Here is a 20,466-nt window from a genome sequence, read left to right as displayed (position 1 = left end):
ATACAGATCAACTCTCTTATTAGATTGTTATCTCAATAAAAATCCCGCAGCGTGCGGGATTTTTGCTCTTGGATGAACATTTAAAGCGTCAAAAACCAGGTCGATGCCAGCACCACCATAATGATGATCACCAGTAAAATGTTGATGATCGTCATTCGATGTTGGGGGGGAACTCTGGCTTTGGTCAGAGCATTTCCTGCATGGTCAAACAGGATGACATTTTGCACGCTACTTTCATAACCGAGTTCGAGTAACGCACGCTTTTCAACTTCGGTTAAACCGTCTTCAGGCAGATCCATAATTTGCAGCAGTGCTATAGAGCTAAATAGTTTCTTCATCATTGACGATGGTAACAGCCGTTTCAGCGTCACCGCGGCTGCATCAAAGTCGGCAATAATACTCCGCGGATGGGCATAGGGCACATCGGGTAGCAGGGTATGCGTAATCGTGCCATCTATATTCATCAGCTGCATTTTATCTTTATAGATTTGCACCCATACAGCATCTGGAAATTTCACTAATTGATCTTGCAGCATGGAGAAAGTCTGATTTTGCTGATATTTAGTCATTAAATAATCGATAAACAAATCCCGCATCAAGACGGGATTTGTAAGGTTCGGTTATTTGGCAGGAGCACCATACTCATTGTTTTGTTGCTTGGTTTCAGTTGCCCACCACCAGATCAGTACCAGTATGCCAATCACGGTAAGCGTCAGTAATTGCCACCAACCAGAGCGTCCTACATCATGCAAGCGACGCGCGCCAACGGCCAGACTTGGGACTAGAAGTGCCAGATTAAGCAGGCTATTCACCAGCGGTTTAGTGCCTAAAACTGTATCAATTACCTCAGCAACAATGCCTAAAATTACACAAAACAGCATAAAGAACCAAAATTCTTTACGGCGTGCACGGCCGGAAAAGTTTGCATAGTTGGTCAGACATTTTACAAACCAGTCAATGCTGCTGTAATTTTCCTCGGCTTGATCCAGATTTGAATATTTGCCAAGCTGACTGGAAATTTTTTCTCCCAGATAAATAGAACTGCCTAAGGCCAGATAAACCTCAGATGCTTCACCCGCGGTATTGACGATAAAATCGACCCGATCACCGCGTGAAGGTGGACGCTCACTACGCCAGTCTGCGCCATTAAAGCTATAGCGCTGATTATCATCCCCCGAGATAAAACCGGTATTGTGTTGAATAGAAAAATCAAGGATTGAACCTTTCATGCTTGTTCTCGTCTATTAAGCTAGATTATTGTTTTAAAGCGACGCAATTTCTTATCAGAATAACTTTAGCATAATCTAATTTTTAAAAGTTTATGGTGAAATGACAATAATTTTTTCATGTTTTTAAAAGCCTTATCGCAATAGTGATTCAGTATTCAATCAACAAAAAATGTAGCGTTGCATGATTTGAAATGAAGAAAATTAAATAGTAATGGAGCTGATTTATCTCTGAGTCTTTTATAAGAAATTAAAGCTAAATCTATCTGATGAATATCAAATTGTTCTTTGGAGCTATGGTTTGATGTTATTAAATTTAATATAATGATAAACAAATACTTATAAATTTAAAATTTACAAAAAGTATATAATAATACTAATAAATATAACATTTTGTTCATACTTTTTATCTATTGGTAACAATTTTTTAAAATCAACAGGCGTACAATAAAAAGCTTCATATGGTGATGAAGGTGTCACATTCAATGTATCTCTCCCCATTATCGAAGGCCTTTTACCTTTGCTGTGCCTCTTTCATCTTAACCACGACCACTGTGCATGCTGAAGCTGCTTTCAGTTCGGAAAGCCCGTGGATGCTCGGTGACTGGAACGGGCAACGTACAGCACTCCAAAATCAGGGCTATGATTTCAGTTTTGGTTATACCGGTGAAATGGCAAGCTTGATCGATGCACAAAGATCTTCAAGCCATAGAACTGAATATGCGGACCAGTTTGTTTTTGGGGCACATCTGGATCTGGCAAAAATTGCAGGCTGGCAAGATACTGAAGCGCAAATTACTGTCACTCAGCGTAACGGTCAGTCACTGTCTCAAAGCGCTGCTGCTTTAAATGGCCATTTAAGTTCAGTGCAAGAAGTCTGGGGCCGTGGTCAAACCTGGCGTCTGACTGATTTATGGATCAAGAAAAAATTCCTGGAACAAAAACTGGATGTGAAAGTCGGGCGCTTCGGTGAGGGTGAAGACTTCAATAGTTTTGACTGCGATTTTCAGAATCTGGCCCTATGCGGTTCACAAGTCGGGAACTGGGTCGGTGATCAGTGGTACAACTGGCCGGTAAGCCAATGGGCTGCACGGGTCAAATACAATATTAACCCTGAATTTTATGCCCAAGTCGGTGCTTATGAGTACAACCCTGAGAATCTGGAACGTGGTAAAGGGTTTAATCTGAGTACGGATGGTTCTAAAGGGGCAATGCTTCCTGCAGAAGTGGTTTGGACGCCTAAACTGGGTGAACAGAAACTACCGGGTGAATATCGTGCCGGTTATTACTACAGTACAGCGGATGCTGAAGTCATTTCCAATCCAGATCAAACAGATCACCACCACGGTGGCTGGATCGTTGCCAAGCAACAATTGACTGCACATGACGGAGATACTTCGCGTGGTTTGACCGGCTTTATAAATGCGACAGTGCATGACTCCAAAACCAATACCGTCAGCGATATGCAAAATATTGGACTGGTTTATAAGGGTGCAATGGATTCACGCCCTCAAGATGAAATCGCATTTGGTATTGCACGCATCAACATGAATGACGATGTCAGTACTGACCATCATCAAGAAATCGATGCAGAAATTTATTATGGCTTACATGCCACCAACTGGCTCACTATTCGCCCGAATGTGCAATATGTGCGTCACGTCGGTGCGGACAAAGACGGTGAAAATGTATGGGTGGGCGGAATCAAGTTTAATACGTCATTTTAAAACATAGTTTTTAGTTGCAAATACACTATTGAATCTCTAGGTACTTTGTTGCAGTAATGGGCAATGCCTGCTTAAGACATTGATGTATTTATAACTCAGAATTTAACAATAAGGGTGCTCATGCCTGTCATGTGCATGGACTTTCAAAAAAACTTTTATAGGTGTTCAATATGAATACTTCATCATCAGGTTCGGTACTGAAAACGATTTTAGCGGTCATTGCCGCTGTTTTCGGTATAGGACTGCTGATTGGAGGGATTTATCTTGCAGTGCTGGGTGGGTCTTGGTACTACATCATTGCAGGTATTCTCTTTATTGCGACCGCAGTTCTCTTGTATAAACGAAAAAGTGCTGCACTTCTGGTTTATGCCGTATTCGTTTTGGCGACAGTGGTGTGGGGGCTGTGGGAAGTCGGTTCAGATTTCTTTGCACTCGCGCCGCGTTTAGATATTTTAGGGTTGTTTGGTCTGGCCCTGCTGATTCCGGCAGTAACACGCGGTTTTGATCAAAGCAAAGGTGCGAAAATTGCCCTGGGTGGTTCACTGGCTATTACCATCGCTGTCATGATTTATGCTGTATTTAATGACCCGCAAGAAATTCGCGGTGAATTAAAATCCCAGCAGCCTGCAACCCACCAGCCAATTCCCGGTGTGGCAGATGAAGACTGGCCGGCTTATGGCCGTACCCAGTCCGGTTTGCGTTATTCACCCTTAAAGCAGATTAATACTGAAAATGTCAAAGATTTGCAGGTGGCTTGGGAATATCACACGGGCGAATTCAAGACTGAAAATGACTCGGGTGAAACCACCAATCAGGTTACCCCAATCAAGGTGGGTGACAACATGTACATCTGTACCACTCACCAGAAATTGACTGCGCTTGATCCGGCAACTGGTAAGGCGAAATGGACCTATGATCCGAAATTAAAAGCTGATCATACCTATCAGCATTTAACCTGCCGTGGTGTATCTTATTATGATGTCAACAATACGGTAGGTTTTGAAAGCAGTCTCGCTGCGAAGAAAACCACATCGGCTGAATGTCCACAAAAAGTGATTTTACCGGTCAATGATGGGCGTCTGGTTGCGGTCAATGCGACCACCGGTAAAGTCTGCTCTGACTTTGGTAAAAATGGCGAAGTCGATCTGCAAAAAGATATGCCATTCCCATATCCGGGCGGTTATATTCCAACCTCACCGCCTGTAGTAACCGGCACCACCATTATTATTGCGGGTTCAACTACCGACAACTATTCAACTGAAGAACCATCGGGTGTGATCCGTGGTTATGACGTGAATACCGGTGAACTGCTTTGGGTATTTGACACAGGCGCTGAAGATCCGAATTTGATTCCTGCACCGGGTCAAAAATTTGTACATAATTCACCTAATGCATGGGCACCTTTGGCCTATGATGCAGAGCTGGATATCGTCTACGTACCAACGGGTGTCGGTACACCGGATATTTATGGTGGTCACCGGACTGAGCTGGACGAGCGTTATGCCAACTCGATGCTGGCCTTGAATGCGACGACCGGCAAACTGGTATGGAACTTCCAGACTACCCATCACGATTTGTGGGATATGGACGTACCTTCACAGCCGACATTGACCGAGATCAAAGATAAAAACGGGAATATGATTCCGGCTATTTATGTCTTGACCAAAACCGGGAATGCTTTTGTGCTGGATCGTCGTAATGGTAAAGCCATTGTACCGATTACCGAGAAACCGGTACCGCAATCTGTGAAGCGTGGACCTCAAACCAAAGGCGAGTTCTATTCTAAAACTCAACCGTTCTCTGATTTTAATCTGGCGCCACAAGAGAAATTGACCGATAAACAGATGTGGGGTGCGACCATGTTCGACCAGTTGGTCTGCCGTGTTGCGTTCCACAAATTGAATTACGATGGCATTTATACCCCACCTTCTGAAAATGGGACGCTGGTCTTCCCGGGTAACCTGGGTGTGTTTGAATGGGGCGGTATGTCGGTGAATCCGGACCGTCAAATTGCACTGACCAACCCGATTGGCCTGCCATTTGTATCAAAACTGATTCCTCAAGATCCGAACCGTCCTAAGACGGCTAAAGGTGCAGGCACAGAAGCCGGCGTTCAACCGATGTATGGCGTGCCTTATGGCGTTGAAATCAGTGCGTTCCTGTCTCCGTTTGGGCTGCCGTGTAAACAGCCATCATGGGGCTTTGTTGCAGGTGTGGACTTAAATACTCATGAAGTGGCCTGGAAACGCCGTATCGGTACCATTCGTGACAGTATGCCAGGCATTCCATTGCCGCCATTCAAAATGGGTGTGCCGATGCTGGGTGGACCTATTTCAACTGCGGGCAACGTGATGTTTGTGGGTGGAACTCAAGATAACTACATCCGTGCCATTAACGTGAACAACGGTGATGAATTGTGGAAAGGTCGTCTACCTGCAGGTGGTCAGGCTACACCAATGACCTATGAAGCCAATGGCAAGCAGTATGTGGTCATTATGGCCGGTGGTCATGGTTCCTTTGGCACCAAAATGGGCGACTCTCTGGTGGCTTATGCCTTGCCAGACAATAAATAGTTGAACCTCTAATTAAGTATGAAGAAGCCTGATTCGTCAGGCTTTTTTATTATGTATTGTTGAATGCCTACATCGAGTTTTAAGGACACAGAGAAATGATGTTGATTTGTTGCTGAAAGATCAATTTCATTCAGATCACATTAAAATAATATTCTTTGTATATGGCTGATTTTCAGTGCTATTCAGATAAAGGATTAATCAAGTCTGAATTTACCGAACACAGAATTTTAAGCTCAAAGTTTTTCTATCCATTGAGCGAACTATATGTCATCGAATCAGTACATTTATTTGGTATCGATGTTTAAAACAAAATGAATTGAATCATGAGATGTACGCCATCTCGATAAGGTATTTGCCGCATTAAACCACTTTCAAATAAGGCCTGTCATTTATGTATCAAAGCCCGAAACTTCCATTTGTGAGATCGACCTTGTCCTGCCTGATTGCTTGCGCAGGTCAGAATATTTATGCAGAAAATGACACACAAGAAGTCCAAAGGTTAGACACGATTGTCATTCAAGCGACCCGTACCGATCGGGAGCGATTGACCACACCGGCGTCAGTGTATTATCTGAATCAAGAACAAGATAACAGCATGAATGTGAACCTTTCGGAAACATTAAAAGGTGTTCCAGGATTACAGTTAAATAATCGTGAAAACTATGCCCAGGACCTGCAAATTTCGATGCGAGGCTTTGGCGCACGCTCCAGTTTCGGTGTGCGTGGTGTGCGTTTATATGTGGATGGAATCCCTGCAACGATGCCGGATGGGCAGGGACAAACCTCGAATATTGATTTGAACAGTCTGGACCATATTGAGGTTTTAGGTGGTGGATTTTCCTCGCTGTATGGCAACTCTTCCGGGGGGACGATTTTAACCACCACGCGAGAGGGGCAAGGCGCTGACTCAATTGAACTGGGGCATTCTGCAGGGAGCCAGAATAAAGGGCAGACCAAGCTGGTTTTGCAAGGCGGTTCAGAGAATGCTTCAGAGCCAAGCTATGTCATTAGCTCGTCTTATTTTGATACCAATGGTTACCGTGACAACAGCAGTGCACATAAAGTTCTGAATAATGCCAAGCTGACTTGGGATCTGGAAGATGGTAGTAAAATTAACTGGGTCAATAACTACGTCAAAATTGAAGCAGATGATCCAGGTGGTTTAACTCGTCCACAATGGGAAGCCAATCCGAAGCAAGTGGTTGGTAATGTCACCAAATACAATGCTCGTAAAGAAATTGAGCAGGTGCAAACTGGCTTAACATGGAATAAGCCGATCAATGATCAGCATGAACTGTACGCTATGGCATATGCTGGACAGCGTTCTGTAACGCAATATCAATCAACGCCAAATACCTCACAAGTTGGTGCAAATCATGCAGGTGGTGTCATTGATTTTGATCGTAATTTCTACGGCACAGACTTTCGTTGGACAGGCAAAGAAGTCTTACCAAACTTAAAACTCATTGCTGGTGTAGCGATTGACGGTATGACTGAAGAACGTTATGGCTATGAAAACTTTATCGGTGATACGCAATTTGGTGTAAAAGGTAAACTACGCCGTGATGAAGACAATACCCTATGGAATTTAGATCCGTATTTGCAAGCTTCTTATCACTTTGCTCCCGATTGGACATTGGATGCCGGCCTGCGCTATAGCAATGTACATTTCAAATCTAAAGACAAGTTTCTTGCGAATGGCGATAATTCAGGTAAAACCGATTATCAGAAATTATTGCCATCCATGGCCTTAAGCTGGCAGATTTTACCTGAGCTGATGACTTATGCCAGTTATGCACAAGGCTTTGAAACACCGACCTTTACCGAAATGTCTTATCCTGCAAATACTGCAGAAAACCGTAGCTTCAGTTTAAAAGCAGCAGAAAGTGAAACCTATGAGATGGGATTAAAGTCTGTAAGTACATTAGGTGATTTTACTGTTGCTATTTTCCAAACCCAAACTGAGAATGATATTGTCTCTGCAGAAAATGATAATGGTCGCTCTACTTTCCGTAATGCCGATAAAACTTTAAGAGAAGGTGTTGAACTCTCCTGGAACAAAAACCTTTGGCGTGATCTCACTGCTCAAGCCAGCTATAGCTATATAGATGCAACTTTTGATGCAGATATTCCTGAAATTTTAAATCAGAATGGCAGTATTGCAGTGTCGAGAGTTGAATCAGGAAACTATATTCCGGGGATTGCCAAAAATCAGGCATTTTTAAGTTTAGGCTGGAAACCTGAAAATGGTTTGAGTGCGGGTTTAGACGTGCGTTACTCAGATCGTATTTATGTCAATGATACCAATACTGAATATGCGCCAAGCTACACAGTCGCTGGTGCCAATGTAGGTTATCACTGGAAAATGCAAGATTGGGCGGTGAATACTTTTGCGCGTGTCGATAACCTGTTTGATAAAGATTATTCTGGTTCGGTGATTGTTAATGAAAGTAGTAGACCAGAAGGACGTTATTATGAGCCGGCAGAAGGGCGGAACTGGAGCGCTGGTCTGAGTGTGACAAAAGAATTTTAATTGAAATGATTTAGGGCTGTTAAATTTTCAAAAAACAAAATCCCGCTTCCTGAGTGGGATTTTTTAATATTTAAGTTTTGAAAAGTTGATCAGATGATTTGAGATAAAACTAGATCTTTTGTTGATTCACCCGTTTCGATAATTCCTCGGCACTTTCGATTCGTTTAGAATATCGATCCGTGGGATCAGCAGACTGACTGCGGGTGATGAGGGTGAACTTGTAAATTTCCTCCATCAGAAGTTGTTCTAGATATTCTTTCGGCTCCCCAGCGCGCAGCTTTTAGCAAGGAAGACGGGGAAATGATTATTGATGAAGCAGGGAAGTGGTTGAAATAAATCTCAGAATTTAAGCAGATCAATCAGATCATGAAAAAAGCCACCGCGAGGGTGGCTTTTTTTTAAAAGTTAAAATGACAGATATTGTGTCATTTTAAGCTAAACCTTACCAGCTTAACGCACCGCCAGTTTGGTAATCTGTTACGCGCGTCTCGAAGAAATTCTTCTCTTTACGCAAGTCCATCATCTCTGACATCCACTGGAACGGGTTATTCACACCAGCGAACTGTTCAGGCAAGCCTAACTGCGCCAGACGACGGTTAGCAATGAACTTCAGGTATTCTTCCATCATGCCAGCGTTCATGCCAAGTACACCGCGTGGCATGGTGTCACGTGCATATTCGATTTCCAGCATCGTGCCTTCAAGAATCATCTGGATGATTTCTTCCTGGAATTCAGTGGTCCATAAACCCGGGTTTTCGATCTTGATCTGGTTGATCATATCGATACCAAAGTTCAGGTGCATTGACTCATCACGCAGGATGTACTGGAATTGCTCGGCAACACCATTCATCTTGTTACGACGGCCCATCGACAGGATCTGGCTGAAACCACAGTAGAAGAAGATACCTTCAAGTACACAATAGAACGCGATCAGGTTGCGAAGCAGGATTTGGTCGTTTTCAGGGGTACCAGTTTTGAAAGTAGGATCACTTAAAGACTGAGTATATTTCAGGCCCCACGCTGCCTTACGTGCCACTGACGGTACTTCACGGTACATGTTGAAGACTTCGCCTTCATCCATACCTAGCGACTCGATACAGTACTGGTAAGCGTGCGTATGAATTGCTTCTTCAAACGCTTGACGCAAGATGTACTGACGGCATTCAGGGTTGGTAATATGACGGTAAATCGCCAGTACCAGATTGTTTGCAACCAGTGAATCTGCAGTCGAGAAGAAACCAAGTGAACGCATCACGATGGTACGTTCATCTTCAGTCAAGCCATTTTCAGACTTCCACAGCGCGATGTCGTGGTTCATGTTGACTTCTTGCGGCATCCAGTGGTTTGCACATCCGTCCAGATACTTCTGCCAAGCCCATTCGTATTTGAACGGTACAAGCTGGTTCAAGTCAGCACGACAGTTGATCATTGCCTTGTCATCAACTTGTACACGTTGCGCACCCATTTCAAGCTCTTCCAGACCTGGAGCAACATCAAGTTGCTCTAGGGAAGCAGATGCTCTTGCCAGCGAATCGGTTGGATTTGATCCTCGGTTTTGAGTGGCTCTAAGGGGTTGTGCAGCTGCCACATCCGGCGATGCGTTGCCTGCATCAGATACCATCTGTGAATTAGTCGCTTTTTGCGGCTCGACGGGCGCAGGCTGCTGTTCAGGTGCAGCCGGTTTTTGCGAATCATCTTCGAAATCGTCCCAACTTAGGATAGACATATCAATTCTCTCTACGTTGCTTTATATCTTTTATGAGACATTCAGCTTGGCTGAGATGTCTTACTATACGCTTAATTTGTGTAAGCAAAATTAAGTTTTGTCGATGAATGCTCTAGTTTTATACAGGAGCAATGATCCCCACTACTTATTTTGCTTACGCTGCTGGCGAACTTTGAACCAGAAATAAGCAATCGGTAAATAAAAGGTAATACCAAAGGAAATCAGCAATGCCGCAAGTCCTAACATGTAGTTATGAGTCATATGTGGCATTGAGGTTTCCTTTTACTTTTAGTTTGTGAATCCTAGCCGAAACTAGGATTCACGTTTAAATCATTTTTTAGATGATTTACTAGGCTTGATTGTTTCAGTAACTGTAGTTTTAGGATGCTTTTTTGCATAGCCTTCAGTTACGAAACGACCAGTTCCTGCATCACGAGAAACTTTTTTCGTAGCCATAGAGATAATCTCCATTACAAATTCAAGATGACTCTTACTGGCTCGTTTCTCGAATTGATGATACAATCCGTTCACGCATTTTGTGATGCCAGCCTCGTTGTGACCATCTTGGTATCACTTCGAGATTGAAAGCCTTCTAGTTAGTTTTGACGGACGCTAGAGGGCTTTTTTATTGCCTGAATTTCGTAATCCCCCTAAGTCCCCCTTTGAAAAGGGGGATTTTCTCCCTCCTTTATTAAAGGGGGGTCTGGGAGGATTTAAAACCTGTCAGATTATTGACAAGCTTCACAATCAGGATTGTCAATTGAACATGCCATTGGCACTGGCGCCGCTTGAGCAAAACCTTCTTCCTCTGCAGGAGCTTCAGGTTTTTGCGCTTCAACGACAGGAGCTGCTGCTACAACAGGCGCCGCAACAGTTGCAGGTTTAACTGCGTTCAATGCGCCAGTGTTAATGGTTGATTTCTCAGCAGAAGTCGCACCCAATGCACGAAGGTAATAAGTCGTCTTAAGACCACGTAACCAAGCCATCTTGTAAGTGATGTCCAGTTTCTTACCGTTTGCACCAGCGATGTAAAGGTTAAGAGACTGAGCCTGATCGATCCATTTTTGACGACGTGATGCAGCATCCACGATCCAGCGTGTATCAACTTCAAATGCAGTCGCGAAAATGGCTTTAAGCTCTTCAGGAATACGGGAAATCTTCTGAACAGAACCTTCGAAGTGTTTCAGGTCGTTGACCATCACCGCATCCCAAAGACCACGTTCTTTCAACGCACGTACCAGGTACGGGTTGATCACAGTGAATTCACCAGACAGGTTTGATTTCACATACAAGTTCTGGAAGGTTGGCTCGATTGACTGAGACACGCCACAGATGTTTGAAATCGTAGCAGTCGGAGCAATTGCCATCACATTCGAGTTACGCATACCGTCTTTTTGAACTTTGGCACGTAAAGTATCCCAGTCCAGACGTTGAGTGCGGTCTACTTCGAACATGCGTTCTGGACGAGTTTTCGCAACCAGATCAAGCGAGTCGATTGGCAGAATACCTTGATCCCACAATGAACCCTTGAATGTTTCGTATGTACCACGTTCAACAGCCAAATCACTCGATGTTGAAATCGCGTAGTAAGAAATCACTTCCATCGATTCATCAGCAAACTCAACCGCAGCATCAGAACCATACGCCAGGTTCATTTCGTATAGTGCATCCTGGAAGCCCATGATACCCATACCCACTGGACGGTGTTTCAGGTTCGAGTTGCGCGCTTGCGGAACAGCGTAGTAGTTGATGTCGATCACGTTGTCGAGCATACGAACGGCTGTTTTAACTGTACGCGCCAGTTTTTCGCGATCAAGAACACCACCTTGAACGTGTTGTACCAGGTTGATTGAACCCAGGTTACATACTGCGATTTCTTCTTTGCTGGTGTTCAGCGTGATTTCTGTACACAGGTTAGAAGAGTGAACCACGCCTACGTGTTGCTGTGGTGAACGCAGATTACATACGTCTTTGAATGTGATCCACGGGTGACCTGTTTCAAACAGCATCGACAGCATTTTGCGCCACAAATCTTTTGCACGGATTTTCTTGTGCAACATGTTTGTTTCTTTGGCAATCGCTTCGTAGTGTGCATAACGCTCAGCGAATGCAGCACCAGTCAAATCATGCAGATCAGGCGTTTCAGAAGGCGTGAATAAAGTCCATTCTGCATCTTCGAATACACGTTGCATGAACAGGTCAGGAACCCAGTTCGCAGTGTTCATGTCATGGGTACGACGACGGTCATCACCGGTGTTCTTACGCAGTTCAAGAAATTCTTCGATGTCCAGGTGCCAGGTTTCTAAGTATGCACAAACTGCACCTTTACGCTTACCACCTTGGTTAACCGCAACAGCAGTATCGTTCGCTACTTTCAGGAACGGAACTACACCTTGCGACTTACCGTTAGTTCCTTTGATGTAGGAGTTCAAGGCACGAACTGGTGTCCAGTCGTTACCTAAACCACCTGCCCATTTAGACAGCATTGCGTTATCACGCATCGCGCCATAAATGTCATACAGATCATCATCAATGGTTGTTAAGTAGCAGCTAGACAACTGTGGACGTAACGTACCTGAGTTAAACAGGGTAGGCGTCGAAGCCATGTAATCGAAGCTAGACAATAAGTTATAGAACTCAATCGCGCGGTCTTCACGGTTTTCTTCATTGAGCGACAAGCCCATAGAAACACGCATAAAGAACAATTGCGGAAGTTCGAAACGCACACCATCTGAATGGATGAAGTAACGGTCAAATAAGGTTTGCAGACCCAAGTAAGTAAACTGGTTAGAACGTTCCGGTTGAATCGCAGCAGCCAGTTTCGCCAGGTCAAAGTTCAGCAATTCTGGAGAAAGCAGCTCAAGCTCAATCCCTTTTTTCAGGTAAGTTTCCAGCGCATCGCCTTCAACTGTATCTACAGGTAGACCCAGGAATTTCAAACCAGTCGCAACCAGGTCATCACGCAATAAACGTGCAGTCACATACGTATAGTTAGGCTCTTGCTCGATACGGGTACGGGTCGCCATCATCATCGTGGTCGAGATGTCAGACTCTTTTACGCCGTTGTACAAGTTTTTCACAGTCTCATCGACAATGGCTTGTACATCAATCCCTTCAAGGCCTTCTGCTGCTTTAGTAACATGCGCAGTTAAAGCACTTAAATCTAGTGGCTTGAGTTTGCCTTCAGCATCGGTAATTTGCAGGGTCGGGTGATGATGTGCACCTAACTGTTTACGTGCTTCAGAACGTTGTTCACGGTAAATGACATAAGAGCGTGCAACTTTCTGTTCGCCCGTACGCATTAGCGCAAGTTCAACTTGGTCTTGAATTTCTTCAATATGAATCGTTCCGCCAGAAGGTAAACGACGTTTAAAGGTATTTAATACCATTTCCGTCAGTTGCTCGATACGATCATGGATCCGGCTCGAGTCAGCGCTTTGTTGGCCTTCAACCGCCAAAAACGCTTTACCAATTGCGACAGAAATTTTTTCTGCATCAAAAGCGGCAACATCACCGGTGCGTTTAATCACCTGAAGTTGACCAGGAGTTGAAGTGATTACGCTCATGTTAGCATAGCTCCATTGTCATCTATTTTTATGTTTATGGACCGTTTGAACTGGGCAAAATTCATGCCACAGTGTTTGAGGAATAAACACAAGACCTAGTGGTTTTAAAATTAATTGAACACAAGATACGGGAAAATTTAGGGTAGATCAATATTGACATTTAGCTAAATATTTTTCTTAAGTTGTGCTTTAATCCTTGTAAAAATATCGCTATTTTTATTGATTTTTGTATAAGCCTTATCAGGCAAGGCATAGCATAACAAAGTCCCAAGAAAGTGCTTATAGATAACACTGTGGATAACTAAAAAGTGCGGAATCAAGCAGTCATATTTTGTCCATGTAATAGTTGTGTAAATCGAAAATCAGATCTAAACCACTGTTTCAAGCATAATTGTCCAAAAAATGCACGATAAAATATTACAAAATGCTATCTTGATGTATCAGTTTGGTGAACGCTATCTTGTTTACAATGTAAACGTGTGTATATTGCAAGCATATTAAAAACGTATCTATTGGATTTCAAAAGGATACGCCTATAGCGTAGATCCACCAAATAAGGGGCAATACATGAGCCAAGAAGAAAAGTTACCCAAGATTTTAATTGTTGAAGATGACGAGCGTCTTGCCCGTTTAACGCAAGAATACCTCATTCGTAACGGACTTGAGGTGGGGGTAGAGCCGGATGGTAACCGTGCCATTCGTCGGATTATTGCCGAGCAGCCAGATATGGTGGTGCTGGATGTGATGTTGCCAGGTGCGGATGGCTTGACCATTTGCCGTGAAGTGCGTCCACATTATCATCAACCGATTTTGATGTTGACTGCGCGTACTGAAGACATGGATCAGGTTTTGGGTCTGGAAATGGGTGCAGATGACTATGTCGCTAAACCGGTTCAGCCACGTGTATTGCTGGCACGTATTCGTGCATTGCTGCGTCGTACTGACAAGGTGCCTGAAGATGAAGTGGCACAGCGCATCGAATTTGATGATCTGGTCATCGACAATGGCGGCCGTTCAGTGACCTTAAATGGCGATCTGGTTGATTTTACCAGTGCAGAATATGACCTGTTATGGTTGCTTGCATCGAATGCTGGCCGTATTCTCTCTCGCGAAGATATTTTCGAGCGTTTACGTGGTATCGAATATGATGGTCAAGACCGTTCAATCGATGTGCGTATTTCTCGTATCCGTCCAAAAATCGGTGACGATCCAGAAAATCCGAAGCGTATTAAAACAGTACGTAGTAAGGGTTATCTTTTTGTTAAAGAGACCAATGGTCTTTAAGCAAATGTGGTTTGTTGCTTGAACAAGCAGGATAAATTATAGGTGTTTAAACACAGTATATTTTTGCGTATATACGCAGGACTCGTCATCCTTGTCGTCTTGGTGGCGGTGTTCGGCTATTTGTTGGTACAGATTATCAACTATCAGCGTGCGCAAGAATATCGCGAATCCCTGACTGATGGTATGGCGTATATCATCAGTGAAGGGGTCGCACGCCAGCCAAATCTCCAGCAAAAGATGGATTGGGTTTCTGATGCCTCCGATTTGCTGGAATTACCTATCCATTATGTAGAAGCCAGTAAGGTCGATATTACCCGTGCTGAAGGGCGCCGTATTGCCGAACGAAAAGCGGTGGTGCGTTGGGACGCCGAATCAGGTATTGCCTATATTGTGGTTGGGCTGCGCGATGACCCGGGTCATTACCTTTATATTAAGGCCGACAGTATTACTGAGCGCCAGATGAAGGCCTTACCAGTCTTTATCCTGGACTATCTGGTCTACTATCCAGGTCAGGAAAAAGAATATCTGGCTCGTATTCAGGATTATTTTTCTTATCCGGTTTCTATCGAAAATGTCCAGAATCTACCTTTAGACTCCGAGCAAATCGGACGTCTGCGTCTGGATCACAGCATCATTTTATACCGCGACAATGCCTCTATTCGTGGTACCACAATTTCAATTATTTCACCGATTCCTGGTTCGACCTCGCAAGTATTGGTCATGGGGCCGGTACCCTTGTTTAACTGGATGCCATTCCAGTTGGCGACCGGTATTACCTTATTAAGCCTTTTTGTGTTGAGTCTGGGTGTTTATGGTCTTCTGGTTCCGATGCAGCGTAAGTTGCGTGAAGTCAGCTATGCCTTAAACAAAATGAAATCGGGTAATATGTCATTGCGTCTTCCTGTGGAAGGCAGTGACGAGATGTCTACACTGGCGTCTAGCTATAACAATATGTCAGATCATATCCAGCGTTTGATCGAAGCGCAGCGTGAGTTGATGCGTGCGGTGTCGCATGAGTTGCGTACACCGGTGGCACGAATCCGCTTTGGTGTGGAAATGATGGCGGATGAAGATGACTACGATTATCGTCTGCAACAGGTGGAACAGATTGATAAAGATATTGAAGCGCTGAATACCTTGATTGATGAGATCATGACCTATGCCAAACTGGAACAGGGCATGCCGTCGATTGAGTTTGAGCAAATCGATCTGTATGACGTACTGAATCAGGTGGCACAAGAAACTGAAGCGCTGAAAACCCAGAAAATCATCGAATTACATCCAATGCCTGTTGCGGTCACAGTAGAGGCGGAGCGTCGTTATCTGCATCGTGTAATTCAGAATCTGGTCGGCAATGCTGTACGTTATTGCGATAATAAAATCTTGATTAGCGGCGGTCTGGATCAGGATGGTCAGGCCTATGTTTGCGTTGAAGATGACGGGCCGGGGATTCCAGAAATAGATCGTGCCCGCATTTTTGAAGCCTTTGCCCGACTGGATGATAGCCGTACCCGTGCGTCGGGTGGTTATGGTTTAGGTTTGTCGATTGTCAGCCGGATTGCGTACTGGTTTGGTGGCACGATTCAGGTGGATCAAAGCCCGACGCTGGGTGGTGCGCGTTTTACCATGACCTGGCCGGCACAACGTTATGTCAAGAAGAGTAAGCGCAAAATGCTGGAAAAAAAGCCAGAGGAAGCGAGTGATCATTTAGCTTGATATTGTGTAAATGATTTTGGTCATAAAAAAACGATGCATCAGCATCGTTTTTTATTGGAAGAGATTTTATTCCTGAATGGTCGCATCAGGTTCAATGAGTGATTTGCCCTCTTTTAAGCTTTGTAGCGCTTCAGGGTTAAAGTCGATCAACAGTTTGGTGTTTTTCGCATCGACATTATAACGCTGAATCAGTTTTTGGTCGCCTGATAACGTTTCGACTTTATATTCGTCAGCGATATTCATAATGCCATCCAGATTGATGCTGGAAGAAGCATGGTCCTCTTGAAAAAGTGCATGGATGTCACGTAAGTCAAAAGCTGCCTGGCTTATGTTGGGATTTTTCTGGATGTAATTTTCTATATGGCTAACCAGTAATTGAGCAAATAAAAAATAATTAGGTCGATGGGAAAAGCGTAGAGACATGCAAGGACTCCTTATTGTTACTTTATTAATGTCATGATGTGGTTTAGAAATAGAAATAACATATTCTGAATCAGTCCGTTGAGCATGTTGCAAAAAGACACAATTGCCAATCCAAGATTACCAAGTAGCTGCAGGGGGTAAAGCAACAGTTAAATATAAAAAATCACATTAAATATCAAGTTAAATCAATTGGTTTGAAAGAAAAAATAGTTGTTAAAATAAGTTTTTATCCGATTTAACTTGGATTCAATAGTGAAAAAGACTATATCTAAATGGGTGGGCGAGAAAAGCAGCTCATCGATCAGCCTATTTTCTGGAAGTGCTCTTTATAGAAAAATTAATAGATAATTAAAATTTAATTTGGGAAAACGATTAAAACGAATTCTGAATGATTAAAGTCAAATTAAATCCTGAAATGTCTAAAAAATCATCCCAAAGACTAAGGCTTATAAACTAGCAAGTGAAATCCAAAATCAGGTACAATTGGCGGGATTAATTTTGTGTTTGGTGTATTTGAAGGCCAATACATACATTCTTTGTTAACAAATAGGCCTGCCAGGAGTTATCCCCGCATGAGTGCTATTACTCCATACGAATGGGCAATTATTGCCTTCGTGATCGGCGTTACATTTTTATGCGTCTTTATGCTGACTGTCCCATTACTCCTCGGGGGTAAATCATGGGGCCGTGCCAAGCAGGAGCAGTTTGAGTCAGGTGTAGTTAGCGCAGGTGGAGCTCGTATCCGCTTGTCTGCAAAGTTCTATTTAGTTGCAATTTTCTTTGTGGTGTTTGATTTAGAAGCACTTTATCTATATGCATGGGCAGTTTCTGTTCGTGAGGTAGGTTGGATTGGTTTTGCAACTGCAGCTATCTTTATCATAGTTTTACTTGTTGGTTTGATTTACGAATTATCGACAGGCGCACTCAATTGGGCACCTTCAGACAGACGTAAGGCAGCAGGAATTAAAGCTAAGATTGGTTCGCCAAATATGGATCTTGCAGAAATTACGCGCTTCAACTCGATTGAAGAATTGGTGATGGATCCAACGGGTCAAATCCCGGCTCAATCATCTGGTTTTGTGAAAAAGTCACAAACTCAATTATCTGATAAGGAGTAAGACGGGATGAAATATACATTAACCCGTGCGAATCCGAATGCTGACCAATATCCACTTCAGGAACGTATTGTTGTAGAAGATCCGTTGCTAGAAGAAGAAGTGAATAAAAATGTATTCATGACTCGCTTAGAGGATGTGGTACATACAGCAGTCAACTGGGGTCGTAAAAACTCAGTTTGGCCATTTAACTTTGGTACATCTTGCTGCTACGTAGAATATGCAACGACCTTGACCGGCGTGCATGACTTGTCACGTTTTGGTGCCGAGGTTATCCGTGCTTCACCGCGTCAGGCGGACTTAATGATTGTAGCGGGTACTTGCTTCGTAAAAATGGCGCCAGTAATTCAGCGTCTGTACGAACAGATGCTTGAACCAAAATGGGTCATTTCAATGGGTGCATGTGCCAACTCAGGTGGTATGTACGATATTTATTCAGTCGTACAAGGTGTGGATAAAATCATCCCGGTCGATGTGTATATTCCAGGTTGCCCACCACGTCCTGAAGCTTTGATTCAGGCATTGATGCTGTTGCAAGACCAGATTCAACTAGAGCGTCGTCCGCTTTCTGCGGTGATCGGTGATGATCTTAAGCCAGTGTATAAGCCAAAGATGATGCCGGAACGTGACCGTAAGAAAGACCAGCGTGTTGCTGTGAAAAATCTGCGCTCAATGGATGAAATTAAATAATTTAAACGACAGGTTGTTTTGTTGTGCACCCGCTATGGGTGTAATTGTCGTTTAGGTTGACTGAATTTGTATTAAATAGGAAGCCAAGCCAATGGCTGAAACTGACATTGCTATGCCAGAATCAACGCCTGTTGATTCACGCCCAGCATTTGCCATTATTGAAGAACTCAAAACCAAATTTGGTGAGAACTTCTTTGTGCAAACGACTTTCGAGGATTTCCCGACAGTCTGGGTTGAGCGCGCACGTGTACAAGAAGTTTTAATGTTCTTGCGTACAGTGTCACGTCCTTACGTGATGTTGTTCGACTTGTCAGCGGTAGATGAGCGTCTGCGTACGCACCGCGACGGTTTACCTGCGTCTGACTTCACAGTGTTCTATCACTTGTTGTCGCTCGAGCGTAATACTGACATTCGTATTAAAGTTGCCTTAGCAGAAAGCGATTTGAATCTTCCGACGGCAACCAATATTTGGCCAAATGCCAACTGGTACGAACGTGAAGCTTACGATATGTTCGGGATCAATTTCGAAGGGCATCCAATGCTCCGTCGTATCTTGTTGCCAACCTATTGGGAAGGTCATCCGCTACGTAAAGAATATTCTGCACGTGCGACTGAATATACGCCGTATTTGCAAGATAAAGCCAAACAGGACTACGAACAGGAACATCTTCGTTTCGTCCCTGAAGATTGGGGTATGAAGCGCGGCAATGCCGATGAAGACTTCATGTTCCTGAACTTGGGTCCGAACCATCCATCTGCGCACGGTGCGTTCCGTGTGATCTTGCAGCTGGACGGTGAAGAAGTGAAAGACTGTGTGCCTGACATCGGTTATCACCACCGTGGTGTGGAAAAGATGGCTGAACGTCAAACCTGGCATTCATTCATTCCGTATACAGACCGTGTCGACTACCTCGGTGGTTGTGCGCAAAACATGCCTTACGTGCTTGGCGTAGAGCAAATGGCGGGTATTACTGTACCTGACCGTGCGCAATGTATCCGCGTGATGATGTCTGAACTGTTCCGTATCAATAACCACTTGTTGTTCATTGGTACTGCGATTCAAGATGCCGGTGGTATGACGCCAGTCTTCTACATGTTTGCTGACCGTCAGAAAATCTATGACGCGATTGAAGCGATCACCGGTTATCGTATGCATCCGGCATGGTTCCGTATCGGTGGTACCGCACATGACCTTCCAAACAACTGGCAGCACCTGATCCGTGAAATTTTGGACTGGATGCCGAAACGTTTGAAGGAATATCATACTGCAGCGCTGAAAAACTCGGTGTTTGTGGGTCGTACCCGTAATGTTGCGCAATATGATGCAAAATCTGCATTGGCTTGGGGTGTAACAGGTACAGGTCTACGCGCTACAGGTATCGACTTTGACGTACGTAAATACCGTCCATATAGCGGTTATGAAAATTATGACTTCGAAGTGCCGGTTGAGTACGAAGGCGATGCCTATGCACGTGTCATCGTTCACTACCGTGAAATCGAAGAATCACTGAAAATTATCAAACAATGTTTAGATAATATGCCGTCTGGTGCGTACAAAGCAGACCATCCACTGGCTGTTCCACCACCAAAAGACAAGACATTACAAGATATTGAAACCTTAATTACGCACTTCCTGAGCGTATCTTGGGGTCCTGTAATGCCGGCGGGTGAAGCATCTGTGATGGCGGAAGTGGTGAAAGGCGCGTCGAACTACTACTTGACTTCAGACAAGTCAACTATGAGTTACCGTACCCGTATCCGTACACCAACCTTCACGCATTTACAGCAAATGCCTTCTGTGATTAACGGCAGCTTAATGTCTGACTTAATCATTTATTTAGCGACCATTGACGTCGTAATGGCTGACGTGGATCGCTAAGGGGTAAA

Annotated in this window: 15 protein-coding genes and 2 pseudogenes; 9 read left to right on the top strand and 8 right to left on the bottom strand. The window is 44.0% G+C overall.

Annotated elements, in window-relative coordinates; genetic code table 11:
* Nucleotides 1-80 precede the first annotated feature (80 nt).
* Nucleotides 81-596 (bottom strand): hypothetical protein, encoded by a 516-nt coding sequence (locus AC13CK_RS13495; protein ID WP_004645901.1) that lies wholly within the window; start codon nucleotides 594-596, stop codon nucleotides 81-83.
* A gap of 24 nt (nucleotides 597-620) precedes the next feature.
* Nucleotides 621-1,229: a DUF805 domain-containing protein gene (locus AC13CK_RS13490; RefSeq protein ID WP_313564352.1), complete on the bottom strand. Its 609-nt coding sequence runs from the start codon at nucleotides 1,227-1,229 to the stop codon at nucleotides 621-623.
* Between the two features lie 482 nt (nucleotides 1,230-1,711).
* Between AC13CK_RS13490 and AC13CK_RS13485 the strand changes: the two genes are divergently transcribed.
* From AC13CK_RS13485 to AC13CK_RS13475, 3 genes are all read left to right on the top strand, one after another.
* The gene (locus tag AC13CK_RS13485; RefSeq protein WP_482831273.1) at nucleotides 1,712-2,953 is read left to right on the top strand and encodes a carbohydrate porin; all 1,242 of its coding nucleotides are present in this window, start codon (nucleotides 1,712-1,714) and stop codon (nucleotides 2,951-2,953) included.
* A 170-nt stretch (nucleotides 2,954-3,123) separates the two neighbouring features.
* Nucleotides 3,124-5,526 carry a glucose/quinate/shikimate family membrane-bound PQQ-dependent dehydrogenase gene (locus tag AC13CK_RS13480; RefSeq protein WP_005252687.1) on the top strand — a complete coding sequence of 801 codons (2,403 nt, stop codon included), beginning with the start codon at nucleotides 3,124-3,126 and terminating at the stop codon, nucleotides 5,524-5,526.
* A 391-nt stretch (nucleotides 5,527-5,917) separates the two neighbouring features.
* Entirely contained in the window at nucleotides 5,918-8,059 is a 2,142-nt protein-coding gene (locus tag AC13CK_RS13475; protein WP_448766469.1) for a TonB-dependent receptor domain-containing protein, read from the top strand.
* A 109-nt stretch (nucleotides 8,060-8,168) separates the two neighbouring features.
* Here AC13CK_RS13475 and AC13CK_RS13470 read toward each other — a convergent pair.
* Nucleotides 8,169-8,297: pseudogene (locus AC13CK_RS13470) on the bottom strand (arsenical resistance protein ArsH); the annotation flags it as partial.
* Between AC13CK_RS13470 and AC13CK_RS13465 the strand changes: the two are divergent.
* Nucleotides 8,291-8,395, top strand: a pseudogene (locus AC13CK_RS13465) (arsenate reductase (glutaredoxin)); the annotation flags it as partial. The pseudogenes AC13CK_RS13470 and AC13CK_RS13465 sit on opposite strands and share 7 nt — an antisense overlap.
* A gap of 106 nt (nucleotides 8,396-8,501) precedes the next feature.
* On the opposite strand, the gene AC13CK_RS13460 reads toward AC13CK_RS13465, so the two are convergent.
* The 4 genes from AC13CK_RS13460 to AC13CK_RS13445 form a co-directional block, all read right to left on the bottom strand.
* Nucleotides 8,502-9,785, bottom strand: coding sequence for a ribonucleotide-diphosphate reductase subunit beta (locus tag AC13CK_RS13460; RefSeq protein WP_004645882.1), 1,284 nt, complete (start codon nucleotides 9,783-9,785; stop codon nucleotides 8,502-8,504).
* A 141-nt stretch (nucleotides 9,786-9,926) separates the two neighbouring features.
* On the bottom strand, nucleotides 9,927-10,055 hold the full coding sequence (locus AC13CK_RS13455) for a hypothetical protein (RefSeq protein WP_004645881.1): 129 nt from the start codon (nucleotides 10,053-10,055) through the stop codon (nucleotides 9,927-9,929).
* 60 nt (nucleotides 10,056-10,115) lie between these two features.
* Complete coding sequence (locus AC13CK_RS13450) at nucleotides 10,116-10,241, bottom strand: hypothetical protein (protein WP_004732081.1); 126 nt, start codon at nucleotides 10,239-10,241, stop codon at nucleotides 10,116-10,118.
* Nucleotides 10,242-10,513: 272 nt separating this feature from the next.
* Complete coding sequence (locus AC13CK_RS13445) at nucleotides 10,514-13,351, bottom strand: ribonucleoside-diphosphate reductase subunit alpha (protein WP_044111087.1); 2,838 nt, start codon at nucleotides 13,349-13,351, stop codon at nucleotides 10,514-10,516.
* A 567-nt stretch (nucleotides 13,352-13,918) separates the two neighbouring features.
* Here AC13CK_RS13445 and bfmR point away from each other — a divergent pair.
* Both bfmR and bfmS read left to right on the top strand, forming a co-directional pair.
* Complete coding sequence (bfmR, locus tag AC13CK_RS13440) at nucleotides 13,919-14,635, top strand: response regulator transcription factor BfmR (RefSeq protein ID WP_004280782.1); 717 nt, start codon at nucleotides 13,919-13,921, stop codon at nucleotides 14,633-14,635.
* Nucleotides 14,636-14,677: 42 nt separating this feature from the next.
* Nucleotides 14,678-16,351 carry a sensor histidine kinase BfmS gene (bfmS, locus tag AC13CK_RS13435; RefSeq protein WP_005104083.1) on the top strand — a complete coding sequence of 558 codons (1,674 nt, stop codon included), beginning with the start codon at nucleotides 14,678-14,680 and terminating at the stop codon, nucleotides 16,349-16,351.
* Nucleotides 16,352-16,417: 66 nt separating this feature from the next.
* Here the strand turns inward: bfmS and AC13CK_RS13430 are convergent, their stop codons facing one another.
* On the bottom strand, nucleotides 16,418-16,774 hold the full coding sequence (locus AC13CK_RS13430; RefSeq protein WP_425878679.1) for a hypothetical protein: 357 nt from the start codon (nucleotides 16,772-16,774) through the stop codon (nucleotides 16,418-16,420).
* A 572-nt stretch (nucleotides 16,775-17,346) separates the two neighbouring features.
* Between AC13CK_RS13430 and ndhC the strand changes: the two genes are divergently transcribed.
* The 3 genes from ndhC to nuoC all read left to right on the top strand — a co-directional run bounded on the left by ndhC (nucleotide 17,347) and on the right by nuoC (nucleotide 20,458).
* The gene (gene ndhC, locus AC13CK_RS13425) at nucleotides 17,347-17,892 is read left to right on the top strand and encodes an NADH-quinone oxidoreductase subunit A (RefSeq protein ID WP_004280779.1); all 546 of its coding nucleotides are present in this window, start codon (nucleotides 17,347-17,349) and stop codon (nucleotides 17,890-17,892) included.
* 6 nt (nucleotides 17,893-17,898) lie between these two features.
* Nucleotides 17,899-18,579, top strand: coding sequence for a NuoB/complex I 20 kDa subunit family protein (locus AC13CK_RS13420; RefSeq protein ID WP_004280778.1), 681 nt, complete (start codon nucleotides 17,899-17,901; stop codon nucleotides 18,577-18,579).
* A gap of 91 nt (nucleotides 18,580-18,670) precedes the next feature.
* Nucleotides 18,671-20,458: an NADH-quinone oxidoreductase subunit C/D gene (gene nuoC / locus AC13CK_RS13415; RefSeq protein ID WP_004732074.1), complete on the top strand. Its 1,788-nt coding sequence runs from the start codon at nucleotides 18,671-18,673 to the stop codon at nucleotides 20,456-20,458.
* The last annotated feature ends 8 nt before the right edge of the window (nucleotides 20,459-20,466 follow it).

It is taken from the genome of Acinetobacter sp. L-24 (genome assembly GCF_056857555.1).
Note: the sequence above shows the minus strand (reverse complement) of the source record. Positions and strands in the feature narration are given on the sequence as shown.